Raw genomic sequence first — 21521 nt, 5'->3', positions numbered from 1 at the left:
AGAAAAATGTGTAGACTATTGGGATTAATAGCAAGCAAGCCCGTGGATATCGAATTTTCGCTAGGAAAATTTGTTGAGAAATTTTCAATGAGTAATCCCGACGGATGGGGAATTGGATGGTATGAAAACGGTCATCCCAAAATTTTCAAAGAAGGAATACGCGCGCGCAGTGAGAAATCTCTCAAACTATCCAGGGAAGTCATGTCGCATATCATTATTGCTCATGTAAGAAAGGGATCGGGAGCTCCACCATCGAAAAGAAACTCGCATCCCTTTGCGTATAAAAACTGGCTGTTTGCTCATAATGGGGTTTGTGATAGGGAATATTTGCTCCAGCTCTTAAATTCCGAATATAAAAGAGAAATAGAAGGGAAAACCGATTCAGAGGTTTATTTCTACTGGATTTTGCAATGCATCGAAGAAAGTGAAGATTTTGAAGAAGGAGTAAAGAAAGCCATCGAGGAAGTTGCGAAAAAAAGCTACGGCGGATTGAACTTTTTGCTCTCTGATGGAGAACGCCTTTACTCGTTTAGATATTCAAAATATGCGGAGGATTATTACTCGCTGTTTTTCCTAAAAAGAGACCCATCCGAGCCAGGTTTGTTTGAATTTACATCGGATGAGACTAAAGCACTATTGCGGAGCAAATCATTAAAGGGTGAGAAAGCCGTGCTGGTATGCTCAGAAAAGTTAACCAAAGAAAAATGGGAGAAAATAGAATTGGGCCAGATGTTGATCATCGAGCCCGATTTAAGTGTGAGAGAAGCGCAGATAATTTCACCATAATGTATGTAACGATTCAGCACTTCCGTGTGTTAATTTATAAATCTGCACTGAAGCAATTATCTTTGATGAAAACTTCTGAACTTCCTGGTTTTTACAAGCTGCCACCGGAAGAAAGACTGAAAATTGTGAAAGAGTTTGCCGATTTGACAGAAGAAGAAGTAGAAATTTTGAAGGAAGGTCTTCTTCCACTCGATCAAGCAAACAGAATGATCGAGAACGTCGTGGGTATAATGCCTCTTCCGATAGGCATCGCCACGAACTTCAGAATAAATGGAAGAGATTATCTCGTTCCGATGGCAATAGAGGAACCCTCCGTTGTTGCCGCGGCTTCGAATGCTGCAAAAATGGCGAGAGTGAGGGGGGGATTTTTCACCGAAAGCACCCAGCCCGTCATGATCGGACAGATTCAGCTTGTAAACGTAAATGATCCGAAAAAGGCCTGCGCAGACATCCGAGCGGCAAAGGAAGAGATTCTCAAGAAAGCCAACGAGCAGGATCCCGTTCTCGTGAAACTCGGAGGGGGAGCTGTTGATCTTGAGGCCCGCGAAATACAGACAGAAAGAGGTCCGATGGTGGTTGTACATCTTCTCGTTGACGTGAGAGATGCGATGGGAGCAAATGTTATAAACACGATGAGCGAGGCCGTTGCTCCGCTTCTCGAAAAAATCACAGGTGGAAAGGTGAGGCTTCGAATAGTTTCAAATCTAGCCATCTACAGACTCGCAAGGGCCAAAGCGGTCTTCGCTAAAGAGGCTCTCGGTGGGGAGGAGGTTGTCGAGGCCATTCTTGACGCGTACGCTTTCGCTGTTTCAGATATCTTCAGATGTGTAACACACAACAAGGGAATAATGAATGGGGTGATAGCGGTTGCTCTGGCGACGGCAAACGACACTAGGGCGCTGGAGGCAGGAGCTCACGCTTATGCTGCCATGGATGGGAGATATAGACCTCTTTCGAGATGGTCGAAAACTTCCGATGGAGATTTGCTTGGAGAAGTGGAGCTCCCCGTCGCCGTAGGCGTAGTCGGAGGAGTAACGGCAGTTCATCCTTTGGCGAAAATCTGCAGAAAGATTCTTGGGGTTAAAAGCGCGAGGGAACTGGGAGAGGTGATGGCGGCCGTAGGACTTGCGAATAACCTTGCGGCTATGAGAGCTCTTGCGACGGAAGGTATACAGAGAGGGCACATGAAGCTCCACGCGAGAAACATAGCGATGATGGCTGGAGCAGAAGGGGAACTCGTGGATATCGTTGCGGAGAGAATGGTTGCGGAGAGGAAGATAAGGGTAGATAGAGCAAAGGAAATCTTGGAGGAGTTGAAGAAGGGATGATTACATTCCTTCACCTCTTCAAAATCGGTTTTTCTTACGTGGGAGGAGTTTTCATCGAGGGAGGATAATGGATCCACAGCCGATGGAGTTCGATGAGATAGTTGATGAGATAGTCAGAAGGAGTGGGCTTACTAGGGAAGAAGTCTTGGATAGAATATGGAAGACAAAGCAGAATATAGGAATAATAAACTTGAAGGCAGCAGCGATTTTGGTTGGAAGGGAATACGGTCTTAGCTTCAGGCTGTCAACCCCGGCTCCAGTTCAGCTTAAGATTTCGGATCTTCTCCCAGGGATGTCGAAAGTTGAGGTTGTGGGAAGGATCATGAGAGTGTTGCCTCCTAAAGAATTTGAATATTCGGATGGAAGGCGCGGACAAATCGGAAGCGTTTTCTTGGCCGATGAAACGGGAATGGTAAGGTTAGTTCTTTGGGGAGAGAAGGCGAATGCTCTCCTCGATGGTGAGATAAGAAGAGGTAGGATACTCAGGTTGAGAAATGGTTACGTCAGACAGGGAATGGATGGAAAGCCAGAGCTCTCGCTCGGATTTGGTGGATCGCTTGAGCTAGACCCGCCCGATGTCGATGTTGAAAATCTTCCATGGGTTCCAGAATCTCCTGTAAGCCTTTCGGAGCTCAGAGAAGGAATGGAAGTAGATGTCGTCGGGAAAATTATCTCTAAAACAGATGTGAGAATGTTTGAGAGAGAAGACGGAAGTGTGGGAAAGGTAGTTTCCTTCTTTATCACGGACGGAAAAAACGTTGTGAGGGTTTCTGCTTGGGGTTTGATGGTAGACGAAGTTGAGAAGCGCAATCCGGGGGATGTGGTAAGGATCGAGAACGCTCTGGTGAAAACCGGTGCTTTCAAAACCCCAGAGCTGAGTATCGACGAGAGATCGAGAATTATAGTAAACCCGCCGGAAGGTGAGAAGCTAGCGAGCGTGTCACCACCTTTACTGAAAATAAAAGACGTGATCGGACCAATGGCCTACGTGAACATAGCTGGAAGAGTAAAGAGGAAGCAGAGACCGGTCGAGGTAAAAATGCAAGATGGCACATTGAAAAAAATACAGAGTGTTGTTATAGCGGATGAGACCGGAACGATAAGATTGACATTTTGGGACGATAATGTAAAGATATCAGATTCGCTCAAGGTTGGTGACGTGGTTTTAGTCAGAAAAGCTTATTCAAAGGTTGGACCAAGCGGCTTTCCAGAGCTCCACGTCGGAAAGGAAACGAAGGTAGAGATCAACACTGTTGATGTTGCAGACATAAAACCGGTGAGATTGAAGCTCGCGGAAGTGGAACCGAACATGGAATGTTTAGAAGTCGTCGGTAAAGTTATAGAAGTTTCGCCGGTGAGAGAGTTTCAGCGAAGTGATGGAACAACTGGCAAGGTGGCTTCAATCAGGATAGCCGACGATTCTGGGTCTCTCAGGGTTTCTCTTTGGGGCGAGTTGGCGGAGAGAGTGAATGATATAAGAGTCAACGATGTCATAAGGCTGATAGACGTTTACAGCGTGCCAGGTTTCCAGAACGGTGTGGAAATTCAGACCAGTGAAACGACTGTGATGGAAATCAACCCGCCAGGAATCTCTGTTGAAGCGGCGCTACCGGTGGAAGAGAGAAAGAAAATATCTGAACTCCAGCAACCTGGGGAAAAGGTGGAAGTAAGAGGCACAATCGCACAGATTTTGACGAGACGACCATATTTCAATGTATGCCCGAGATGCTCTCGCACGATTACCTCCGAAGAAGGAAACCTCTGTCCAATCTGTGGGGTGGTAGAACCGAAGCCGAGAGCGGTTCTAGGTTTTCTTTTGGACGACGGTTCCGGTGTGATAAGAGTTGCCACTTTCGGCGAGCTGGTGGAGCGTTTGGTTGGCTCAAATTTGGAGGAAATTGTGAAATCTCCGGATGAAGCGGTGCAGAAGGTGTTAGGAAAAGAAATCGTGGTTCGGGGAACTCTCAAGCAGGATGTGTTTTCAGGGATGCTGGAAATCCGAGCAAGGGAAATCATTCCAGTTGAGCCGACGAAGGAAGCGGACGCGCTACTCCAGAAGATAAAAATGATGAGGGAAGAGTTTAAGGTGGAAGAGAAATGAGGGAAAATCTCAAGTTGGAAGATTTGCCCGGCATCGGGCCTGCAATAGCGGAAAAACTCAGAACAGCCGGTTTTTCGAGTGTACGTTCTCTGGCAACAGTTTCCGTCGATGAACTGATCTCCGTCGCGGAAATCGGAGAAGCGACTGCTCGGAAGATAATATCCGCTGCGAGGGAGGTGCTTGGCTTTGACAACTTTATGACTGGGGAGGATATGCTCAGGAGGAGAGAAAAGATAGGATGGATAACAACTGGAAGCAAGAAGCTTGACGAGCTTTTGGGAGGTGGCGTGGAGACGCAGGCCGTGACGGAGGCATTTGGTGAGTTTGGATCCGGAAAAACACAGCTCGCTCACCAGCTCTGCGTTAATGTTCAACTTCCACGCGAAATGGGCGGTTTGGGGGGGAAAGCGGTTTATATCGATACTGAAAACACCTTCAGGCCGGAAAGGATAAGGGATATGGCGATCGCTGTCGGTCTGGATCCGACGAGCGTGCTCAAGAATATAAAGGTGGCAAGGGTTTACAGCACGGATCAGCAAATGGTGATGGTCAAAAAGATCGAGGAGTTTGCGGAGAAGGAAAACATAAAACTTGTTGTAGTTGATTCCGTCACCTCGCTTTTCCGTGCGGAATATCATGGAAGAGAAAAAATGCCTGAGAGACAACAGAAGCTGAACAGACATCTAATGGATCTCCACTACTTGGCGGATTCCTTTGATCTCGCCGTTTATGTTACGAATCAAGTTTTGGCTGATCCGAGCATGTTTTTTGGAGACCCGACCAAACCAGTGGGTGGCCATATTCTAGCTCATGCCGCGACTACCAGGATATACCTCAGAAAATCGAAGAACCCAAAGAGGATAGCGAGGATATACGATAGCCCCTGTTTGCCAGAAAGAGAAGTGGTTTTTGCCATAACGCAGGATGGAATAAGGGACACTGAGTGACGGCAAGACTTCTCGTCCTAGACATAGATGGAACGATAACGGATAGGCAAAGAAAACTGAACCTTAGAGCAGCCGAGGCGATGAGAAAAGCTGAGGAAAGAGGTCTCAAAATTTGCTTGGCGAGTGGCAACGTTCTTCCGTTTGTGGATGCCGTAGCAACGATGATCGGAATTTCAGGTCCGCTGATAGCCGAGGATGGGGGCGTTTTGCTCATAAATAAGAAAATGAGATTGCTGGGGGGACGAGAGGAGGTTGACAGAGCTCTTGAGGTTTTGAAGAGGGAACTTGGGGTTGTTGAAACGAGGAGCTCTCCTTTCAGGTTAGCCGGGGGAGCGATAGAGCGGACGGTTTCAGTTGAAGACGTTCGAAAAACTCTGATCTTGCACGGGTTCAATCTTGCTGTTGTTGATTCTGGGTTTGCCATTCATATAAAAGAGCCACATGTCAACAAGGGAAACGCTTTGAGAGCTGTCGCAGAATCACTTGGAATTCCCTTGGAAGAGATAGTTGCCGTGGCCGACGGTCCGAACGACATCGAACTTCTCAAAACTGCTGGAAAGAGCTTCGCCGTGGCCGATTCGCCTGATGATGTGAAGCGAATATGCACAGGTGTAACGAATTCTCCAGATGGCGACGGTGTCATCGAAGTCATTGAGGCGATTCTCGCAGGTTTACTTTAAAGATTCTGGATACGATTTTGGTTGATGAGAATAGGTCTGATCGCGGATGTGCATGGAAATCTCTCAGCCTTCCGTGCCGTGATGAGAGAGATGCCCAGAGTGGAGAAAATCTTTTGTGCTGGAGATCTCGTTGGCATGTGTGTCAGGCCTAAGCAGGTTGTAAGACTTGTGAAAAGGAAAAAAATATCCTGCGTGCTTGGTGACTGCGATTTAGCGGTCATCACAGGCTCTTTTGAAAGACTTTCTGAAGAGTTCAAAACAGCATGTGCATGGACGAGAGCAAAGCTCGATGACGAAACGATGAAGTTTTTGAGAGGTTTGCCAAAGAAAATAGAGACAAAGATTGGCGGTTTCAAGATCATGGTAGTTCACGGCAGCCCAAGTGATGCTCTCTATGGTAGAGTCTCCCCCGAGATGCCAAATGAAAGTCTTTCAAAAATATTAGCCGATGTGGACGCCGACATCGTGATCATTGGTCACACACATCTACAATTCTTCAAGATGTTTTTCGGTAAACTCGTCATAAATCCGGGAAGCGTCGGTCATCCTAAAGACAGAAATCCAAACGCAGGATTTGCGGTTCTCGATCTCAGAGGAGAGAATCCGCGCGTGGAGATAAAGCGCGTGAAGTATCCCGTAGAAGAAGAAATTTCTCTGATGAAGAAGGAATCGCTTCCGTCCTCTCTTGCGAGTAGGCTTCTATACGGGTGGTAGGGAAGAGGACTCGGGCTTTTCTGGTGTGCTTTTCATCAGGTGAATTCCGATGACTTTTTCGCTGACGACAACGAAATCTTTTATTGACACAACAGCGGTAAACGGAAGCGAGATGGTCCCATCCTCGTTTTTCGGAAAGTTGGTAAAGGCCTCGCTACTTACAGGTTTAACGATGAGTGAAATTATCTTTCCGCTTGTTTCATCAAAAGAAAGGTCGATCACCTTTCCAACTTGGAGTCCCCGGTCAGATATCACTGGTATTGATCTGAGCTTGCTTGCAAGTATGTATGCCAACCTCTCACCATTCGTTTATCACACACACTATTTATAAACCTTCAGAAATGTTCTGTTACGTCAGTAATGCATGCCCGTTGCTTCTTCCGCAGTTCTGCGCGTATATCTATCCTGAAATGTTTCATATGCTCTGATGATCTCCGGAGTTAGCGAAGGTCTGACGATCTGCATCGCCTGCTCGAAGTGTTTCATATGAACTTTATCTCCCTTTATGTTTTCCCTGAGAACCAGCATGCCAGCCTCCCTGCAGACGGCTGCCAGATCGGCACCAGAGTATCCCTCCGTTTTTCTCGCTATTTCCTCCAAGTTTACATCATCCGCTAATGACATTTTTTTCGTGTGAATCTTCAGAATCTCCAATCGTGCGCTGAAATCTGGCGGCGGAACGTAGATGACGCGGTCAAATCGTCCAGGCCTCAAAAGGGCAGGATCGACGAGATCTGGTCTGTTCGTCGCACCTATCACAACAACGTTTTCGAGTTTTTCTATTCCATCCATCTCCGTTAACAACTGGCTTATGACTCTTTCCGTGACGTGGGCGTCTCCGAAGCCCGAGCCTCTTCTTGGAACGAGAGAGTCTATTTCGTCGAAGAAAATTACGCAGGGCGCAGCCATTTTCGCCTTCCTAAAGACTTCCCTAACTCCGCGCTCTGATTCGCCAACCCACTTTGAAAGGAGCTCCGGTCCTTTGACCGAGATGAAGTTCGCCTCACTCTCGGTCGCTACCGCCTTCGCTAGTAAAGTCTTTCCAGTTCCGGGTGGCCCATATAGAAGTATCCCTTTTGGTGGCTCTATGCCAATCTTTCTGAATGCCTCAGGATATTTCAACGGCCACTCGACGGCTTCTTTCAGCTCTTGCTTGACTTTTTCGAGTCCTCCAATGTCTTCCCATTTGACATTTGGAACCTCGACCAAAACTTCTCTCAGTGCCGATGGTTCAACGATCTTTAACGCGTTATCAAAATCTTCTTTTGTGACAACTAGTTTTGCTAGAACTTCGGAAGGAATTGTTTTTTCCTCGAGATTGATCTCCGGCAGAACTCGGCGCAGGGCGTTCATTGCGGCTTCTCTGCAGAGAGCGGCCAAATCCGCACCAACAAATCCATACGTTATTTCCGCATAGTAGTCAAGATCGACATCCTTCGCTAAAGGCATACCTCTCGTGTGGATTTGCAAAATTTCTTTTCTACCTTCTTTGTCAGGTATTCCTATTTCTATCTCCCGGTCAAATCTTCCAGGTCTCCTGAGCGCTGGATCGAGTGCGTTTATTCTGTTTGTGGCACCGATGACTATAACTTTGCCTCTGGCCTTGAGTCCGTCCATCAGAGTGTTCAGAGTGGCGACGACCCTTCTCTCAACCTCTCCCGTCACTTCTTCTCTCTTCGGCGCAATAGAGTCGATTTCATCAATGAAGATTATCGAAGGAGCGTTTTTCTCGGCTTCTTCGAAAATTTCTCTCAATCTTGCCTCACTTTCACCATAGTATTTGCTCATTATCTCAGGACCGTTTATGACATAGAAATTGGCCCCAGCCTCGTTCGCAACCGCTCTGGCTATCAGAGTTTTTCCAGTTCCGGGTGGCCCGTAGAGGATAACCCCTTTCGGCGGTTCTATTCCGAGTCTATCAAAAAGCTCCGGATGCTTGAGCGGGAGTTCGATCATTTCGCGGACTCGTGCAAGCTCTTCTTTTAATCCACCGATGTCCTCATAGGTTACTGGCTTGACGACTCCACTCGGTTCGCTCAATGTGATTATTTTTGTGTTATCTAAGATTTTGACTATCCCGCCAGGCGAGGTATTTACGACAGTGAAGGCAATGGGACCTAAACTGAAGGAAAAGAAAGAGGGGATCGCGGACACTAAAAGTACCATATCCCCGGAAGTCACGACGCGACCTATGAGTTGTGGTTTTATTTCGTCTTCTCTCACTTTATATCCAAGCGGTTTTTCTGGGGCAAGCACTACAGATTTCGCCTCCTTCACGTCCGCTTTTGTTACAACAACTTTTTCACCAATTGAGACCTCGGCGTTCTTTCTCGTGTAGCCGTCTATTCTTATGATGTTGAGTCCCTCGTCCTCGTAACTTTCCAGCACTATAGCGCCAGTGGTTTTTCTTCCTCGAATTTCAATGGCATCGCCTTCCCTTACTTTCAGCATTTCCATGATGTCTGGAGGCAAACGCGCGATACCTCTTCCAACGTCAGAATGATATCTGCTCTCTGCCACAGTTAGTTTAATTTCCTCCATTTTCTATTCCCCCATTCTAAATTCGGATAACCAATTCAAATGTCTTTGGAATTCTTAAATATCTCTCTCGATCAAGTCGCACACTCGCTAAGAGAGTAAAATTCTAAACTCAATACTGCCTGATTGTGTATCCACGCGGGATTTTGATCACAACTTTGTCTTTCTCAACTTTTATCTCTGTTTCATCTGGGTTAACTTCTCCAGGCAGGGGAAGTGCGGCAAAATAGTTCTTTCCAGTTTTCGGCGAGTATATCTTCACTTCGACAGATTCCTCTCCGAAATCCATTTCGATGTTATCTTCGCTTTCAACACCCTCAACGTTTATCTCGATGCTCACTTTACTCGGGTCGACATTGTAAGTATACGGAGCTTCCTCGTATTTCACTCCGGGTTTCTTCTCCATTTTTGCAGGCTTTATTTCGATTTTATGTGGCCTTACTTCTTCTACCGGTCGAATTCCAGGCCCACCACGTGAAAATTCTATTCTTGGAGGATTTTTCCCATCTTGAACGATGCGAAAAGAAACAAACATTGGTTGTGCTTTGCGCATGTAAAACTCTTGCTCTTTTTCAATATCTTTGAAGAATCTTAACGCATCTCTCATGAATTTTTCAAAAAGTTCCTCGAAATCGTCCCAATCCCAAAAGTCTGATGGTTTTCTCCTTTTTCTATCAGTCATGATATCAAACTATTCTATGTATTAAGGAAATTTAAACATTCGTAGAAATAGTCATGTTCTAACTTTTAAACCTCCTCGCCACGATAAAAAGAGAGGTGCAAAGTGCGTCCCAGGCCCAGATCTATTTCGATAACCTCCGGTAAAGGAGGAACGGGAAAGACAACCTTGGCGGCAAATTTAGGTGTGGCTCTTTCCGCTATGGGTAAGAAAGTCACGATTTTGGATGCCGACTTGACGATGGCCAACCTCGCTCTTGTAATGGGCATAGACCAGATAAAAGCGAGTCTGCTCGACGTCATCAAAGGTAGAGCAAAACTTTCGGAAGCCTTGAGGGAAAGCCACGGGGTAAGACTACTCCCGGCAGGCTTCAGGTTCGAGGATGCCCACGAAGCCCTCGCAGGAGTAGATAGAAAAAAGGTCCGCCAAGTTATTCAAGATCTTCTGAGTTCTTCGGATTTCATCCTTATAGATGCCCCCGCAGGTCTTCAAGAAACAACAATACTCTCAATGGCTGCTGCCAAGGAGATGCTTCTCGTTTGCAATCCCACCTACACAAGCATAGTTGACGGTTACAAAGTTCTCCGCTTCGCTGGTTTGATGGGTTGCTGGGCGAGAGGGGTAGTCGTTAATCGTGTTGAAAGAAAATCCGAAGTCCCACCCGAGGAAATAGAGGAGTTTTTGAGCAGAGCATACGAAGGAATTCATGTCTTGACCGAGATTCCGGAGGACAGAAAAGTTCAGGAGGCAGAGCTTCATGGGATGCCATTTGTTGTTTACGACCCGGACTGCAAAGCCTCAGAGGCGATATACAAGCTCGCCGAAATAATCGTTGGAAAAGCAGATCCTCCCCAGCTTCAGCAGTCATCTCTGACGGAGACAAGCGAAAGACTCATCCGGGTACTCACCGGAAAGCTATAGCTGACGAAAACTTCGATTCATGAAATTTTTTCCAATCCCCGTTCCGCCGTGAATATACACACATCTATTTTCAAATGGTGGGCAATCTGTGCCAGCTTTATGAGTTTTTCTCTGCTGGGCGGTTGTATCTTCTGGAACTCCGGGTCAAGAGTTCTCTCATTTCTGAACTGTGTTAATCTGAGTTTTCGCACCCCGATTTCGTGAAGATCCCTGCAGATTCTCTCAACGATTGTTTCATTGTCGTTCAGTCCTGGCACAATTGTTGTCCTAGGCTCCAGTTCGATGCCAGAATCCATGGCAATTTTCAAACTTTCCACGATCTTTCCCGTATCCACCTGAACTCCACCGGCGACCAGTGAGTAAAGATTCGGGTCGGATATGGGCGCCTTCACGTCCACAGCCAAGAAGTCCAAATATGGAAGGATCTCCCTCAAGACTTCTGGCTGTGTTCCATTCGTTTCTAAAGCTCCGAGAAGTCCGAGCTTTTTTCCAAACTTTAGGATTTCAAAACATTCCTGCGGATGAAGTGTTGGTTCTCCTCCAGAAAGGATTATGGCGTCGATCATTGGAATGGATCTTTCAATTGTTCGTAAAACTTCCTCTATTTCCATTTTAACTCCCCCAAGCACGCAATCTGGGTTTTGGCACCAGGGACACCGCATATTGCATCCGCTCATGAAAACAACAACCGAAATTTTTCCCGGCCAATCTATCGTTGAAAGAGGAACAACTCCAGAGATCAAAGGGTCACCTTGAACATTGGACAACTCTCATCTTTATACGGACAAGTCTTTCTGCTTATGCAGGGCGGTCCAGCTTTTTCAAAAATTCTTGGCGCGATTTTCTTTACAAGCCTCAACATTTCGTTCGCCAGTTCTCTGATCTCCCATTGTGCTTTCAAACAGCACCTCAGCTCGAAGAAATTCAGAAGAGATCTTGCATTCATTGTCACAACGATGTTCGTTGGGGTCGCATTTGTTAAAACGTATCTCGCATCTTCAAGAGGAATTCCCATTTCCACGAGTTTTGAATATGCGTCTTTCACTTTCGTCATCACTTCTTGATAGACAGCCATCGCCTCGGGTTTTTCCCTGACGCTTGGTGGAACGATATAAATATCGCTTTCCATTTTTACTGTTCTCTGGCTCTGTTGAGAATAACTGGCTATCCGGTGGCGAACAAGCTCATGCGTACAAGCTCGCGAAATGCCAGATATGGAAAAAGTGAACACAGCGTGTTCTAAAACGGATGTATGTCCGAGCTCCACACATGTTTTCAGAACCTTTAGAAGCTTCTCCTCATTCTCGCTTTCCAAAAGTTCCTTTGCACTCTTCATCGACCTACAAGATCTTGCAGACACTGCTGCTATTTTCTCCGGGTCTGGTGTGAAAGCCAGAAGCTCCACCTTCACTTTATTTCCTCCACTAATTTACTCAGCTCTTTGTCTTTGTAAAGTGATGGAAGAACTGGCTCTGAAAATCCAGAATATTTTCCTTGATATGGGTTTTGAGGCGGGCTTCTCGTTTTGAAGAAAACCATTTGTCCAACCCTCAACCCGACCGGTAAGTAAAACGTCTTGTCTATCGCCGACTGAATCTCTATTGTCCAAACACCGTCAAACCCGACATCCCCCCAGCCTGCTCCCCTCACTACACAAATCCCACATCTCGCTAGAGAAGATCTCGTGCGTATCGATGCCACTACGCCATTTCTCGTCCCGACTCTCTCGCTGGTCGCTGCGAGCACAAATCCGTGTGGAGGAATCTCTATGAACCTGCCGCGGAACTTTTTCCCCCCAACTTCAATCGTTCTAGTTTCCGCAACTTTCCTCACGAAAGCTTTCTCGAGTAGCTCCTTATCAAACGGAAAAAGAACATCCAAATCTGGACGCAGGCAGTAATAGACAGGACCAACAGAGATATCATAACCATTCGGCTGCAATCTTGCAGGATCAAACGGTTCAATTATGATATTTTTGTTTTTCATTTCTTCAAGAATGTCTCTATCTGACAGCAGCATCCCAAGTCCCCTGAACTACTTCATATTGACAGTTTATACCTCTACTCTAGATGAGATTTCTTCGATTCTTCTGTCGTAGTAACTTCTTTCTTCGAACTCTTCCTTCTTTCCCGCATTCCAATCTTGCACAGGTCTGAAATAACCGACAATTCTTGAGTAAACTTCTGCCTGTTTTCCACATTTGGGACAGTTATAATATTTTCCCCGCATATATCCGTGATCTGGACATATCGAGAACGTTGGCGTGATTGTGACATAAGGTAATCTACTCTTTTCGAAAATCCGTCTGATTAAAACCTTACATCCGTTTTTGTCTGGGGCTTCCTCACCCACAAACACATGTAGCACAGTCCCTCCAGTGTAACGAACCTGCAGCGGCTCTTGATGCTTTACGACCTCTGCAAGAGTCATTTTATAGTTGACTGGGAGTTGTGTAGAGTTCGTGTAATACGGTGTCTTAGATCCGGAGGTTTTTATTTGTGGATACTTCTGTTTGTCGATAAGGGCCAGCCTGTAAGACGTAGATTCAGCTGGTGTTGCTTCCAAGTTAAACAGATGGCCAGTTTCTTCCTGAAAATCTGATATTCTCTCCCTCATGAAATCTAAAACTTTTATCGCGAATTCATGCCCCTCCTGTGTGTCTATTCCGACTCCTAGCAAGTTCAGGCAAGCCTCGTGCATACCGACGAGTCCTATTGTGGAGAAGTGATTCTCGAGCGTTCCAAGATATCTCAGGGTATATGGAAGAAGCCCATTTTGCATATTTCTTTCCACAAGCGTGCGCTTTATCTCAAGCGATTTCTTCGCCAGCTCCATTATATAACTCAGTCTCTCAAAGAACTCGTCCTCGTTTCTGCTGAGATAACCAATTCTCGGAAGATTGATTGTAACAACACCAACGCTACCGGTAGCATCTGCCGCTCCGAAAAGACCTCCAGCAACCTTGTTTCTTAGTTCCCTTAGATCTAGTCTAAGCCTACAACACATAGAACGAACATCACTCAGTCGCAAATCCGAGCTGATGAAATTGCTGAAGTACGCCAGTCCATATTTTGAAGTCATTTCGAACAGAAGATCGGCTAGATCGGAATCCCATTCGAAATCCTTAGTTATTCCATAAGTTGGGATAGGAAATGTCATCGGTCTTCCGTCCGCATCACCTTCCATGAAAACCTCCAAGAAAGCTCTGTTAATCATGTTTGCTTCCTCTTGGAAGTCGCCATAGGGCTCCCAAGGTTCGCCTCCAACAATGGCGGGCTGGTTAGCAAGATCTTCCGGAATCGTTAAATCCAATGTTATGTTGGTGAATGGAGTTTGACCGCCAAATCTTGTTGTTACGTTCAAATTAAACACGAATGTCTGTATTGCTTGCTTAACATGCTTATAATCGAGTTTATCTTTTCTCACAAACGGAGCAAGTAGAGTGTCGACAGAGTTAAAGGCCATTGCTCCAGCCCACTCATTGCTAAGAGTTCCAATGAAGTTCACCATCTGAAGAAGTGCTGTGTCAAGATGTTTTGGCGGCTTTGAAGACACCCGGTGTGGAACTCCGTTAAACCCTTCCTGCAAAAGTTTTGGAAGACTCCAACCGGCGCAATATCCGGTTATCCCCCTATAAAGATCATGGATATGATAATCTCCATTCACATGAGCATCAGATATCTCTAACGGGTATACTCTCGATAAAGTGTAGTTGCTGATAACAACTCCGGCCACGTGGTGTTCGAGGCCGCTCATAGATACAGGAACGTTTGCGTTTTCATTGACTCGCCAATCTATTCTTCCAATATACTCATCCACTAGCCTCTCTACCTCAAGCGATGTTAATCTCAAACGGTGAAGCTCCTCTCTATGTCTACGATAGAGAATATACGCTTTCGCTGTTTTTGCATGTCCTCTTTCTATTAGAACTTTCTCAACAATGTCTCCAATTGTTCTCGTGTCTACTATCTCCTCTTTCGGAAGCTTTTCCAGAACCTCTCGAGTTATCATCTCGGCAAGTCTTCTGTCAGTTCCGCCTACATCTTGTGCGGCGCGGAAAATCCCCCGTGTGATTTTTTCAGGATCAAAATCCTGAAGCCGTCCACCTCTCTTTCTGACTTTCTTAGGAAGTGATGGTAGACCAATATTATCTTTGCTCCTGTAAGTTACAACCATCTTCTCAACCTTCGAAAAAGTCTTAACAATTCACTTTAAAACTTTTTCACACTACTCGGAATTTATTCTGTTCGAAGATTCGTTTACAGCTTTTCGACGAAAAGATTTTATACACTTACATGTCAACAAATTAAATACATGAAGCCACACAGAATCTTTGTCCTATCTCTTTCATTCATAATACTGCTTTCAGTCGTGCCGATTTGTTTTCCCGAGGTCCCTTCGGATTCTCAGGCTCCCTCTTGGTGGAATGATAACTGGCCCTACAGAAGAAAAATTATAATAAGTGGCTCTCACCCGGAGAATTTCCAGATAAAAATCGTCATTCCGCCAGAGATTCCCAAAATTGCATATCCTAGCATGAGATTTTTGGAAAATGAAACGGGAGGGATTCTTCCCTACTGGATTGAAAAAAACGAGGGAGAATACACAAACGTTGTCTGGGTGAGAAGGCTTGAGAACTCAGACAGCGAAATCTGGATGTATTACGGAAACCAGAACGCTGAGAGCGCGGAGAACGGTGAAGATGTCTTCCTCTTCTTCGACGACTTTGGAGGTTACAGAAACCGGAAGGCGTGGGGAGTTGTGAACACCTTCGGCGTGGGCTGGAGAGGTGAGCACGTCACACTTTTCGATTTTGGAGATTCCATGACAAAAATAGAAAAGAAACCGCCCTCATCTGAAATGTCTGTCGAGCGCGTCTTGGAGTTCAGAGTTAGAGCCAGATCTGCTTACCGTGGAGGTCTTGTTCTGAGCGGTCCAGGAAACTTTGGTGGTCAAAAAGAATATGCCTGCATTCATAATATTTCCGGAATTCGCTTTTTCTCCGACGGTGAGCAATCTCCAGCGATTGTGGAACAGGGCAAATGGTATATTGGACAGGTCTTCCTTTATTTAAATAACAAAATTCGAACGAGATTTCTTTTCGGCGAAGACAATCAAAACTACAGACAGATTCTCTGGGTATCTTCTGAGAAAACCAACAATTGGAACCCTCTGACAGACGCAAATAACTACTGCGACAAATACAACCTAGCCGTTTGGGATAGTGGAGGCACTTCTTCTTATCACTTTGACTGGTTCTTTGTCCGCAGGTATTCGAGTTCCGAGCCCCAGGTCTCTGTTGGATCTGAAGAAGTGTGGCCCGGACCTCCTCCTCCAGCAACTCTCAAATCTCCAATGAATGGGGAAACAACCGGACGAAATCCCAGTTTCGAATGGACGCCCTCTCCAATCACCTCACGTCAGGTACTGCAGATCTCAGCAAGCCAAGATTTTACGGAGATAATCATCAGCGAGACTCTAGATGCTGATCGGCGTAACTATCAGACTCTGATACCTTTATCCGATGGTACATACTACTGGCGTCTGCTATCAGTAAATGATAATGGAGAAACACCCTCCGAGGTTCGCTGGTTTAGGGTAGACACTAGGCCAAAACCATCTCCGTTTAATCTACTTTCACCCTGGAATGGAAGAACAATCTCTAATAGAACTCCGAAACTAGTTTGGGAAAATGCGAAAACGGATGGCGAAGAAATTTCACATTATGAAATTTGGATTGACGGAATAAATGTTGAAAACACCCCAGCAGGTTTGACCGAATACACAACTCAACCGCTTTCGATAGGTACACACAGCTGGCAAGTACTTGCAGTTGGAAAATCCGGAAGAAAAACTCCCTCTCCGGTTTTCATGTTTGAGATAGTAGATGTGAACGTACTCAATCAAGATGAAAACGGTTTCACCTTCAGAACAGGTGAATACATAATAGAGTACAGAAAATCTCAGGAATATATCTCAATTTACCCCGAAAACTCCGGACCATCGAGGATTCTTAGGCTAGTTCCTGGTGGAGGGGACCCATACCTACAAGTGCTCAGTCCGTCTAACGTGTTTGGAGTTACGGTCGAAAACATGGAAAACGCTATAACAGGGAAAATAGTAGGCACGCTCTCTTGGGGTCAATACGAGGTTCAGGTGATCCTTCCCAAGGATTTGCCGAGAACAGTCAATTATAGGCTGTATATAAGACCGTCATCCAATATTTCTCAGAGTTTCTTTTCCGGAGTATATCCGGAGTTCCGTTATACCGATAACGCGGGCTCGAACATAGATCCCTTACTCAGAGATTACCTCGATGGACTTCCAAACGCTTGGAGCGGTGGCTTGCACGACGAATACTGCCGTGATCTAAATCAGTTCATATTTTTTGGAGACCCAACAGTTTTGAAATCTACATTTCTTTACTACTGCGACTTCACCTCTCTGAACAGGTTCTTCCAATATTCTGGAAACTTTTTCACGGTTATAGATGGTTACACTCACCATTCGAATGACGTAGTTCGGCAACCTCCAGGATTCTTCCGAACATCCAAAACGTTGCCCATAACCTTCGGTTATGATGTGCCCTCTAACAAGGGAATCTTGCCGGAAAACTTCAATCTGTTGGTCTCCAACGGTATTTTTTCACTTTATCCAGCATGTCCGAGCGTTTACAGTACAATAGAGTACATGAAGATATTCATCAAAAACCTTTATGCTATTTACCAACTAGTTGAGAAACCGCAGACAGTGTACACTTATTGGCCCGGAGTAGTTGAGAACTCCATAAGGGATCTCAAAGAACAGAACGCTGAACTCGCTAAGATCGGCAGAAGTGGTGGTCTTCACCCCTATGGCATTACCTCCTACTCCATTTATGCTGATAAATTCAAGTCAGAGAATGCTTTAAAATTCACGGAGAACGCGGAGAGGATAATCGCAGGGAAATACAATCCAAATTACGTGAATGCGAAAGGGAGTCGAGGAATTTTCGGAGGGGGAGGAACGGTTGAGCCGGTTCATTTTCTCTACGACTATTGCGAGTGGGCGATTTACGCTGAATACTTTGGCTCCGAAAATGTCAAGAGTATGTTTGTTGACACAGCCGACGTCATTATGGATTTGGGAAGGGGCGTCGACTACATATTTACGTTCCGCGTGAATGTCTACAATAGTGCTCCGATAGAAGATGGGGGGTATCAATTTGAGGCTGTTGGCCAATATATTTTCATAATGCTTTATTACTATAAGTTCACGGACAATATCGAATTTTTGAACGAAGCGAAAAGAGCTGCCGAAGCTCTGCTGAACATGGGATTTGAATTTTCATACGAGTTTTTTGCAACACCCATAGGAGCACTGGCTTTACTCAGACTTTATGAAATAACCGGAGATCTCCGTTATCTGGAAGGTTCATACATACCGCTCGCCACGATTTTGAGGGATTCCTGGCTGTTCAATCCGGATTTCCGTTGGGGGGTCCAAAACTATGAAAATAGAATTATATTTCTCCTGACTAGTGCTAGGCCGAACCTCTCATATGCCAATGGTTGGGAAGAGCAGGCACTCATAAAGTATCTCTATCTTTACCTCAAAGAAGGCCGTGATGTTCTGATGCCGGAAGCCGCACAGCTTACTTCAGAACTTTTGCGATATAAAGGAACGTCTGCGAGAGATTCTCTTGCGCCATTCCATACAGACAAATCAAATATCTACACCGGGATACCGAAGGAGTGGTCTCTGCCAGTAAATCCGAACTGGTTCATCCCTCTTGAGGGTTTTGGGATATCTAGAGTAGACGAGAAATTGGGAGCGATAAGTCAACCTCCGTACTGCGCCGGCATGCTTCCCGAACTTGCTTTGCTTCAGTTCCACCCCATCGGCAATGATCTTTTTATCTACACCGATGCTCCGGCCGAGGTACTGCAGAAAAACAATCAGATAACCTTTAGACTATTGGCACTCGAAGGCAGTTATCGCTGTGGTCTCGGAGGTGAAGTTTCCTCTCTATTTCAAGTGAAAACGGACTCGGGCGAGGATGTTGTAATGATGTATGACAGTTCATCAGGACTTCGTGTTTTCTCTGCCGAGGCCGGGAAAATGTATGTACTCTCGAGAACACCGCTATCGCTATACCCACCGGATGGAACCATAGTATCTAGAAATCAGCCGACTTTCAGGTGGGAAATGCCATCGGGAGCCACGGGCGCAAGATTGCTCATAGCATCTGATCGAGAGTTTGACAATTTGGTTGTGGACGTCATGCTCGGGGCGGGGGAAACCTCTTACACACCACTTCCGCTTACTGATGGAAAATATTGGTGGAAGATTATCCTCTTTGGAGATTTTGGTGAGATTATTTCAAGCATTTACAGCATAATAATCGACACGACTCCACCAGTTGTTTACCTAACGCAAACGCCGCCTGATGTAACATATGATAATCTGCTAGTTTATGCTGGTGAAGCCAGAGACAATACAACGTACGTAGTGGCAATCGAATACAGCATAGATAACGGTGATTGGATAAGCATAGAGAACATAACCCCGGCGCAAAGCATTTCTTTCACTTTCTCGGCAGAGGTGGACATCGGTTTTCACCGGATTTCTGTGAGGGGGAGGGACGCTGCGGGAAACGTTTCTCAAACAGTTGAGCATTTGGTAGAAGTGCAGTTGGTCCCGATTCCGCGCTTCATTGTTGAAAACCTAAGACTTTCGAAAGAAAATGTTAGAGTGGGCGAACAAGTAACAATTTTTGTAGACATCGCCAACATCGGCACAGCTTCTGGTGAATACACGATAGTTTTGAAGGTAAATGGGGAAGTGAAAGACAATCGAAAAGTAACACTTGAGGCAGGACAAAGAAGGACGATCACCTTCCAGCTACAGTTAAACGAAATAGGTGAGCACATAATTTCGGTTGACGGTCTTACGACAGCGATCAGTGTAATAAAAACTGAAATGCCTACGTCGACCATACCGACCGTAATCATTGTAAGTATCATCATTGGCTTGGTTGCAGTGTTTACAGTTTTGAAATTTGTCGTACTCCCGAAGATATTTGGTTAAAAAAATCCCAGCTTTAGTCATTACTTTTCTCTGTGACTGAACCGAAAAATATTAATTTCCATCATTTGATAGTTTCTTGGGGCTGGATGAGAAAATATCTAGCTTTAGTCTTGTTGGTATGTTGTATTATTGGTTTAGTCGATGTAGGGGTGGTTCACGCTCCATCGAATCCGTTGAAAAGAAGTGGAGCCCTGATCGTCTATAGATCCGTTTCTGGAGCGGGCGAAAACATCCCAAAAATGAGAGCATACGATGGAGCAAGTTGGGGTGAAGAGATAGAGCTCCCATCTGCCGGGAGCTCCATCAGATGGGTTAGAGTAGCATACTGTCCGCTCCCCGAGAGAGAAAATGAGAAAATCGTTGTGGTGTTATGTGATGACGCTTACCTGGATGTTTATATCTGGACTGGAAGTACGTGGCAAGTGTGGAACAATTTTGCTTTTGTTGGTTCATACCAAGCGGTAGCGAAGTGCTTTGACATAGCATACGAGCAAAATTCCGGTAGAGCGATTCTAGTATGGGCAACAACTACTCCTAGGAGGTTTAGATATAGGATATGGGACGGTTCTAATTGGTCGGCGGAAAGTTACTACGACACTATCACATCATCGGGCTATTTCAGGTACATGCAGATGGCGAGCAAGCCAAATTCCAACGAGATTGCGCTCGTGGCCACGCTCAGCGGGGAAAACTCTATCGGTTTGATATGGAACGGAAGCGCTTGGACGAATGAGGTTCAGCTTTGGCATGATACGGAGAATCCAGAAAAACAACCGGCGGCGGTAGCATATGAGAGTCAAAGCGGTTATGCGATGTTTGTTGTAGGCGAAGCCACGGACAATCTCAGATACCGCAGATGGTTAGGAACGAGTTGGGAAGGAGATAATTCTATGCAACTGGTGGTTTCGGCGATGGACGGCACGGCATATCACCTAGTCCTAAAATCGGATCCGAGATCGAACAATCTAATGTTGGGAATCCTGGATGGAGCCGAAGATCTGAACACAGCATTATGGAACGGATCATCTTGGGAGGTTCACCCGGAACACACGGCATCTCTTGAAAATGATGACTTAAGGTCGTTTGATTTGGAATGGGAACCAACCGGAGGTAGATGTTTACTTGTTTATGACGATATAACCACCAGCGACATCAAATATAAGGTATGGGAGCCGGGTCTTGGCTGGTCGTCCTCATCTTCGGTGGAAGCTTTCGGAGGAGATTCTTGGATTCAGCTCCGGCGAAATCTAAACTGGAAACCTGACGAAGTGAAGATTTTAGGAGCAAGATTAAACTCTGAGCTTAAACTTGGTGCCTTGATTTGGGATGGATCTTCCCTTACAAACTTAGGAGATAGTTTCTTTTCTTCAAACGTCGGTACAAATCTGTACGAATGTTTTGAGCTGGAGTTTGAGGAAGTGCCCACCCAATCCTACTACAATCAACAAATTCTCTCTGGTCTCACCTCGGTGTCTCCAGCCCCATATGCACCAGCAGTCGATAGTTTGATTATCAGCGAGAGAGAATGGACTCCTTACTTATGGCAGACGTTTACGCTGGTCGTGCGAGATATTGGTATGGATCTCAGAACAATTCAGGTAACGATGTGTGCGAAGTCCCTCCGCTCAGAGATCTGCTCGTTCTCGGAGGAAAACTGGGAAAATATGGCGGCCTGGCCTGGACTTTTGACAAATGGAGCCGCTTGCTACGCTGAAAACATATTGTCGGGCAGAAAGTATGTTTATGCCCACGATACTA

General features: G+C 45.7%; 16 protein-coding genes. 9 read left to right on the top strand and 7 right to left on the bottom strand.

The annotated features are described in order from the left end of the window. The first annotated feature begins 6 nt into the window (after positions 1–6). From QXF64_05400 to QXF64_05375, 6 genes are all read left to right on the top strand, one after another. Positions 7–786: a class II glutamine amidotransferase gene (locus tag QXF64_05400; protein ID MEM1689911.1), complete on the top strand. Its 780-nt coding sequence runs from the start codon at positions 7–9 to the stop codon at positions 784–786. A 65-nt stretch (positions 787–851) separates the two neighbouring features. After that, on the top strand, positions 852–2114 hold the full coding sequence (locus tag QXF64_05395) for a hydroxymethylglutaryl-CoA reductase, degradative (GenBank protein MEM1689910.1): 1263 nt from the start codon (positions 852–854) through the stop codon (positions 2112–2114). A gap of 67 nt (positions 2115–2181) precedes the next feature. Next, on the top strand, positions 2182–4215 hold the full coding sequence (locus QXF64_05390; protein ID MEM1689909.1) for an OB-fold nucleic acid binding domain-containing protein: 2034 nt from the start codon (positions 2182–2184) through the stop codon (positions 4213–4215). Then, a complete protein-coding gene (radA, locus tag QXF64_05385; GenBank protein MEM1689908.1) occupies positions 4212–5162 on the top strand; it encodes a DNA repair and recombination protein RadA in 951 nt (316 codons plus the stop codon). The genes QXF64_05390 and radA overlap by 4 nt, the downstream gene beginning before the upstream one ends. Further along, positions 5159–5842, top strand: coding sequence for a phosphoglycolate phosphatase (locus QXF64_05380; protein ID MEM1689907.1), 684 nt, complete (start codon positions 5159–5161; stop codon positions 5840–5842). The genes radA and QXF64_05380 overlap by 4 nt, the downstream gene beginning before the upstream one ends. A 24-nt stretch (positions 5843–5866) precedes the next feature. Then, a complete protein-coding gene (locus QXF64_05375) occupies positions 5867–6556 on the top strand; it encodes a metallophosphoesterase family protein (protein ID MEM1689906.1) in 690 nt (229 codons plus the stop codon). Here the strand turns inward: QXF64_05375 and QXF64_05370 are convergent. The 3 genes from QXF64_05370 to QXF64_05360 form a co-directional block, all read right to left on the bottom strand. Beyond that, positions 6542–6850, bottom strand: coding sequence for a PRC-barrel domain-containing protein (locus QXF64_05370; protein ID MEM1689905.1), 309 nt, complete (start codon positions 6848–6850; stop codon positions 6542–6544). The two genes, QXF64_05375 and QXF64_05370, sit on opposite strands and share 15 nt — an antisense overlap. A 60-nt stretch (positions 6851–6910) precedes the next feature. After that, the gene (locus tag QXF64_05365; protein MEM1689904.1) at positions 6911–9097 is read right to left on the bottom strand and encodes a CDC48 family AAA ATPase; all 2187 of its coding nucleotides are present in this window, start codon (positions 9095–9097) and stop codon (positions 6911–6913) included. 109 nt (positions 9098–9206) lie between these two features. After that, a complete protein-coding gene (locus QXF64_05360) occupies positions 9207–9776 on the bottom strand; it encodes a CS domain-containing protein (protein MEM1689903.1) in 570 nt (189 codons plus the stop codon). Positions 9777–9878: 102 nt separating this feature from the next. Here QXF64_05360 and minD point away from each other — a divergent pair, with 102 nt between their 5' ends. Next, complete coding sequence (gene minD / locus QXF64_05355) at positions 9879–10694, top strand: cell division ATPase MinD (protein ID MEM1689902.1); 816 nt, start codon at positions 9879–9881, stop codon at positions 10692–10694. A 17-nt stretch (positions 10695–10711) separates the two neighbouring features. On the opposite strand, the gene QXF64_05350 is transcribed toward minD, so the two are convergent. The 4 genes from QXF64_05350 to QXF64_05335 are packed head-to-tail and all read right to left on the bottom strand — an operon-like array spanning position 10712 to position 14870. Then, positions 10712–11437, bottom strand: a complete 726-nt coding sequence (locus QXF64_05350; protein ID MEM1689901.1) for an anaerobic ribonucleoside-triphosphate reductase activating protein — start codon at positions 11435–11437, stop codon at positions 10712–10714. Continuing rightward, positions 11434–12105: an FAD-dependent thymidylate synthase gene (gene thyX, locus QXF64_05345; GenBank protein MEM1689900.1), complete on the bottom strand. Its 672-nt coding sequence runs from the start codon at positions 12103–12105 to the stop codon at positions 11434–11436. The genes QXF64_05350 and thyX overlap by 4 nt, the downstream gene beginning before the upstream one ends. Beyond that, the gene (gene dcd, locus QXF64_05340; protein MEM1689899.1) at positions 12102–12713 is read right to left on the bottom strand and encodes a dCTP deaminase; all 612 of its coding nucleotides are present in this window, start codon (positions 12711–12713) and stop codon (positions 12102–12104) included. The genes thyX and dcd overlap by 4 nt, the downstream gene beginning before the upstream one ends. 33 nt (positions 12714–12746) lie before the next feature. After that, positions 12747–14870, bottom strand: a complete 2124-nt coding sequence (locus tag QXF64_05335; protein ID MEM1689898.1) for a ribonucleoside triphosphate reductase — start codon at positions 14868–14870, stop codon at positions 12747–12749. Between the two features lie 138 nt (positions 14871–15008). Here QXF64_05335 and QXF64_05330 point away from each other — a divergent pair, with 138 nt between their 5' ends. Together QXF64_05330 and QXF64_05325 are read left to right on the top strand one after the other, a co-directional pair. Continuing rightward, the gene (locus QXF64_05330) at positions 15009–19763 is read left to right on the top strand and encodes a DUF2341 domain-containing protein (GenBank protein ID MEM1689897.1); all 4755 of its coding nucleotides are present in this window, start codon (positions 15009–15011) and stop codon (positions 19761–19763) included. A gap of 86 nt (positions 19764–19849) precedes the next feature. Further along, on the top strand, positions 19850–21521 hold a 1672-nt coding region (locus QXF64_05325), incomplete at its 3' end, for a hypothetical protein (GenBank protein ID MEM1689896.1).

Source organism: Candidatus Hadarchaeales archaeon, from assembly GCA_038823825.1.
In the GTDB taxonomy this organism is placed as follows: Archaea; Hadarchaeota; Hadarchaeia; order Hadarchaeales; family Hadarchaeaceae; genus JAVZGN01.
The sequence above is the reverse complement of the archived record's forward strand: the minus strand, read 5'-3'. Positions and strand labels throughout refer to the sequence as shown.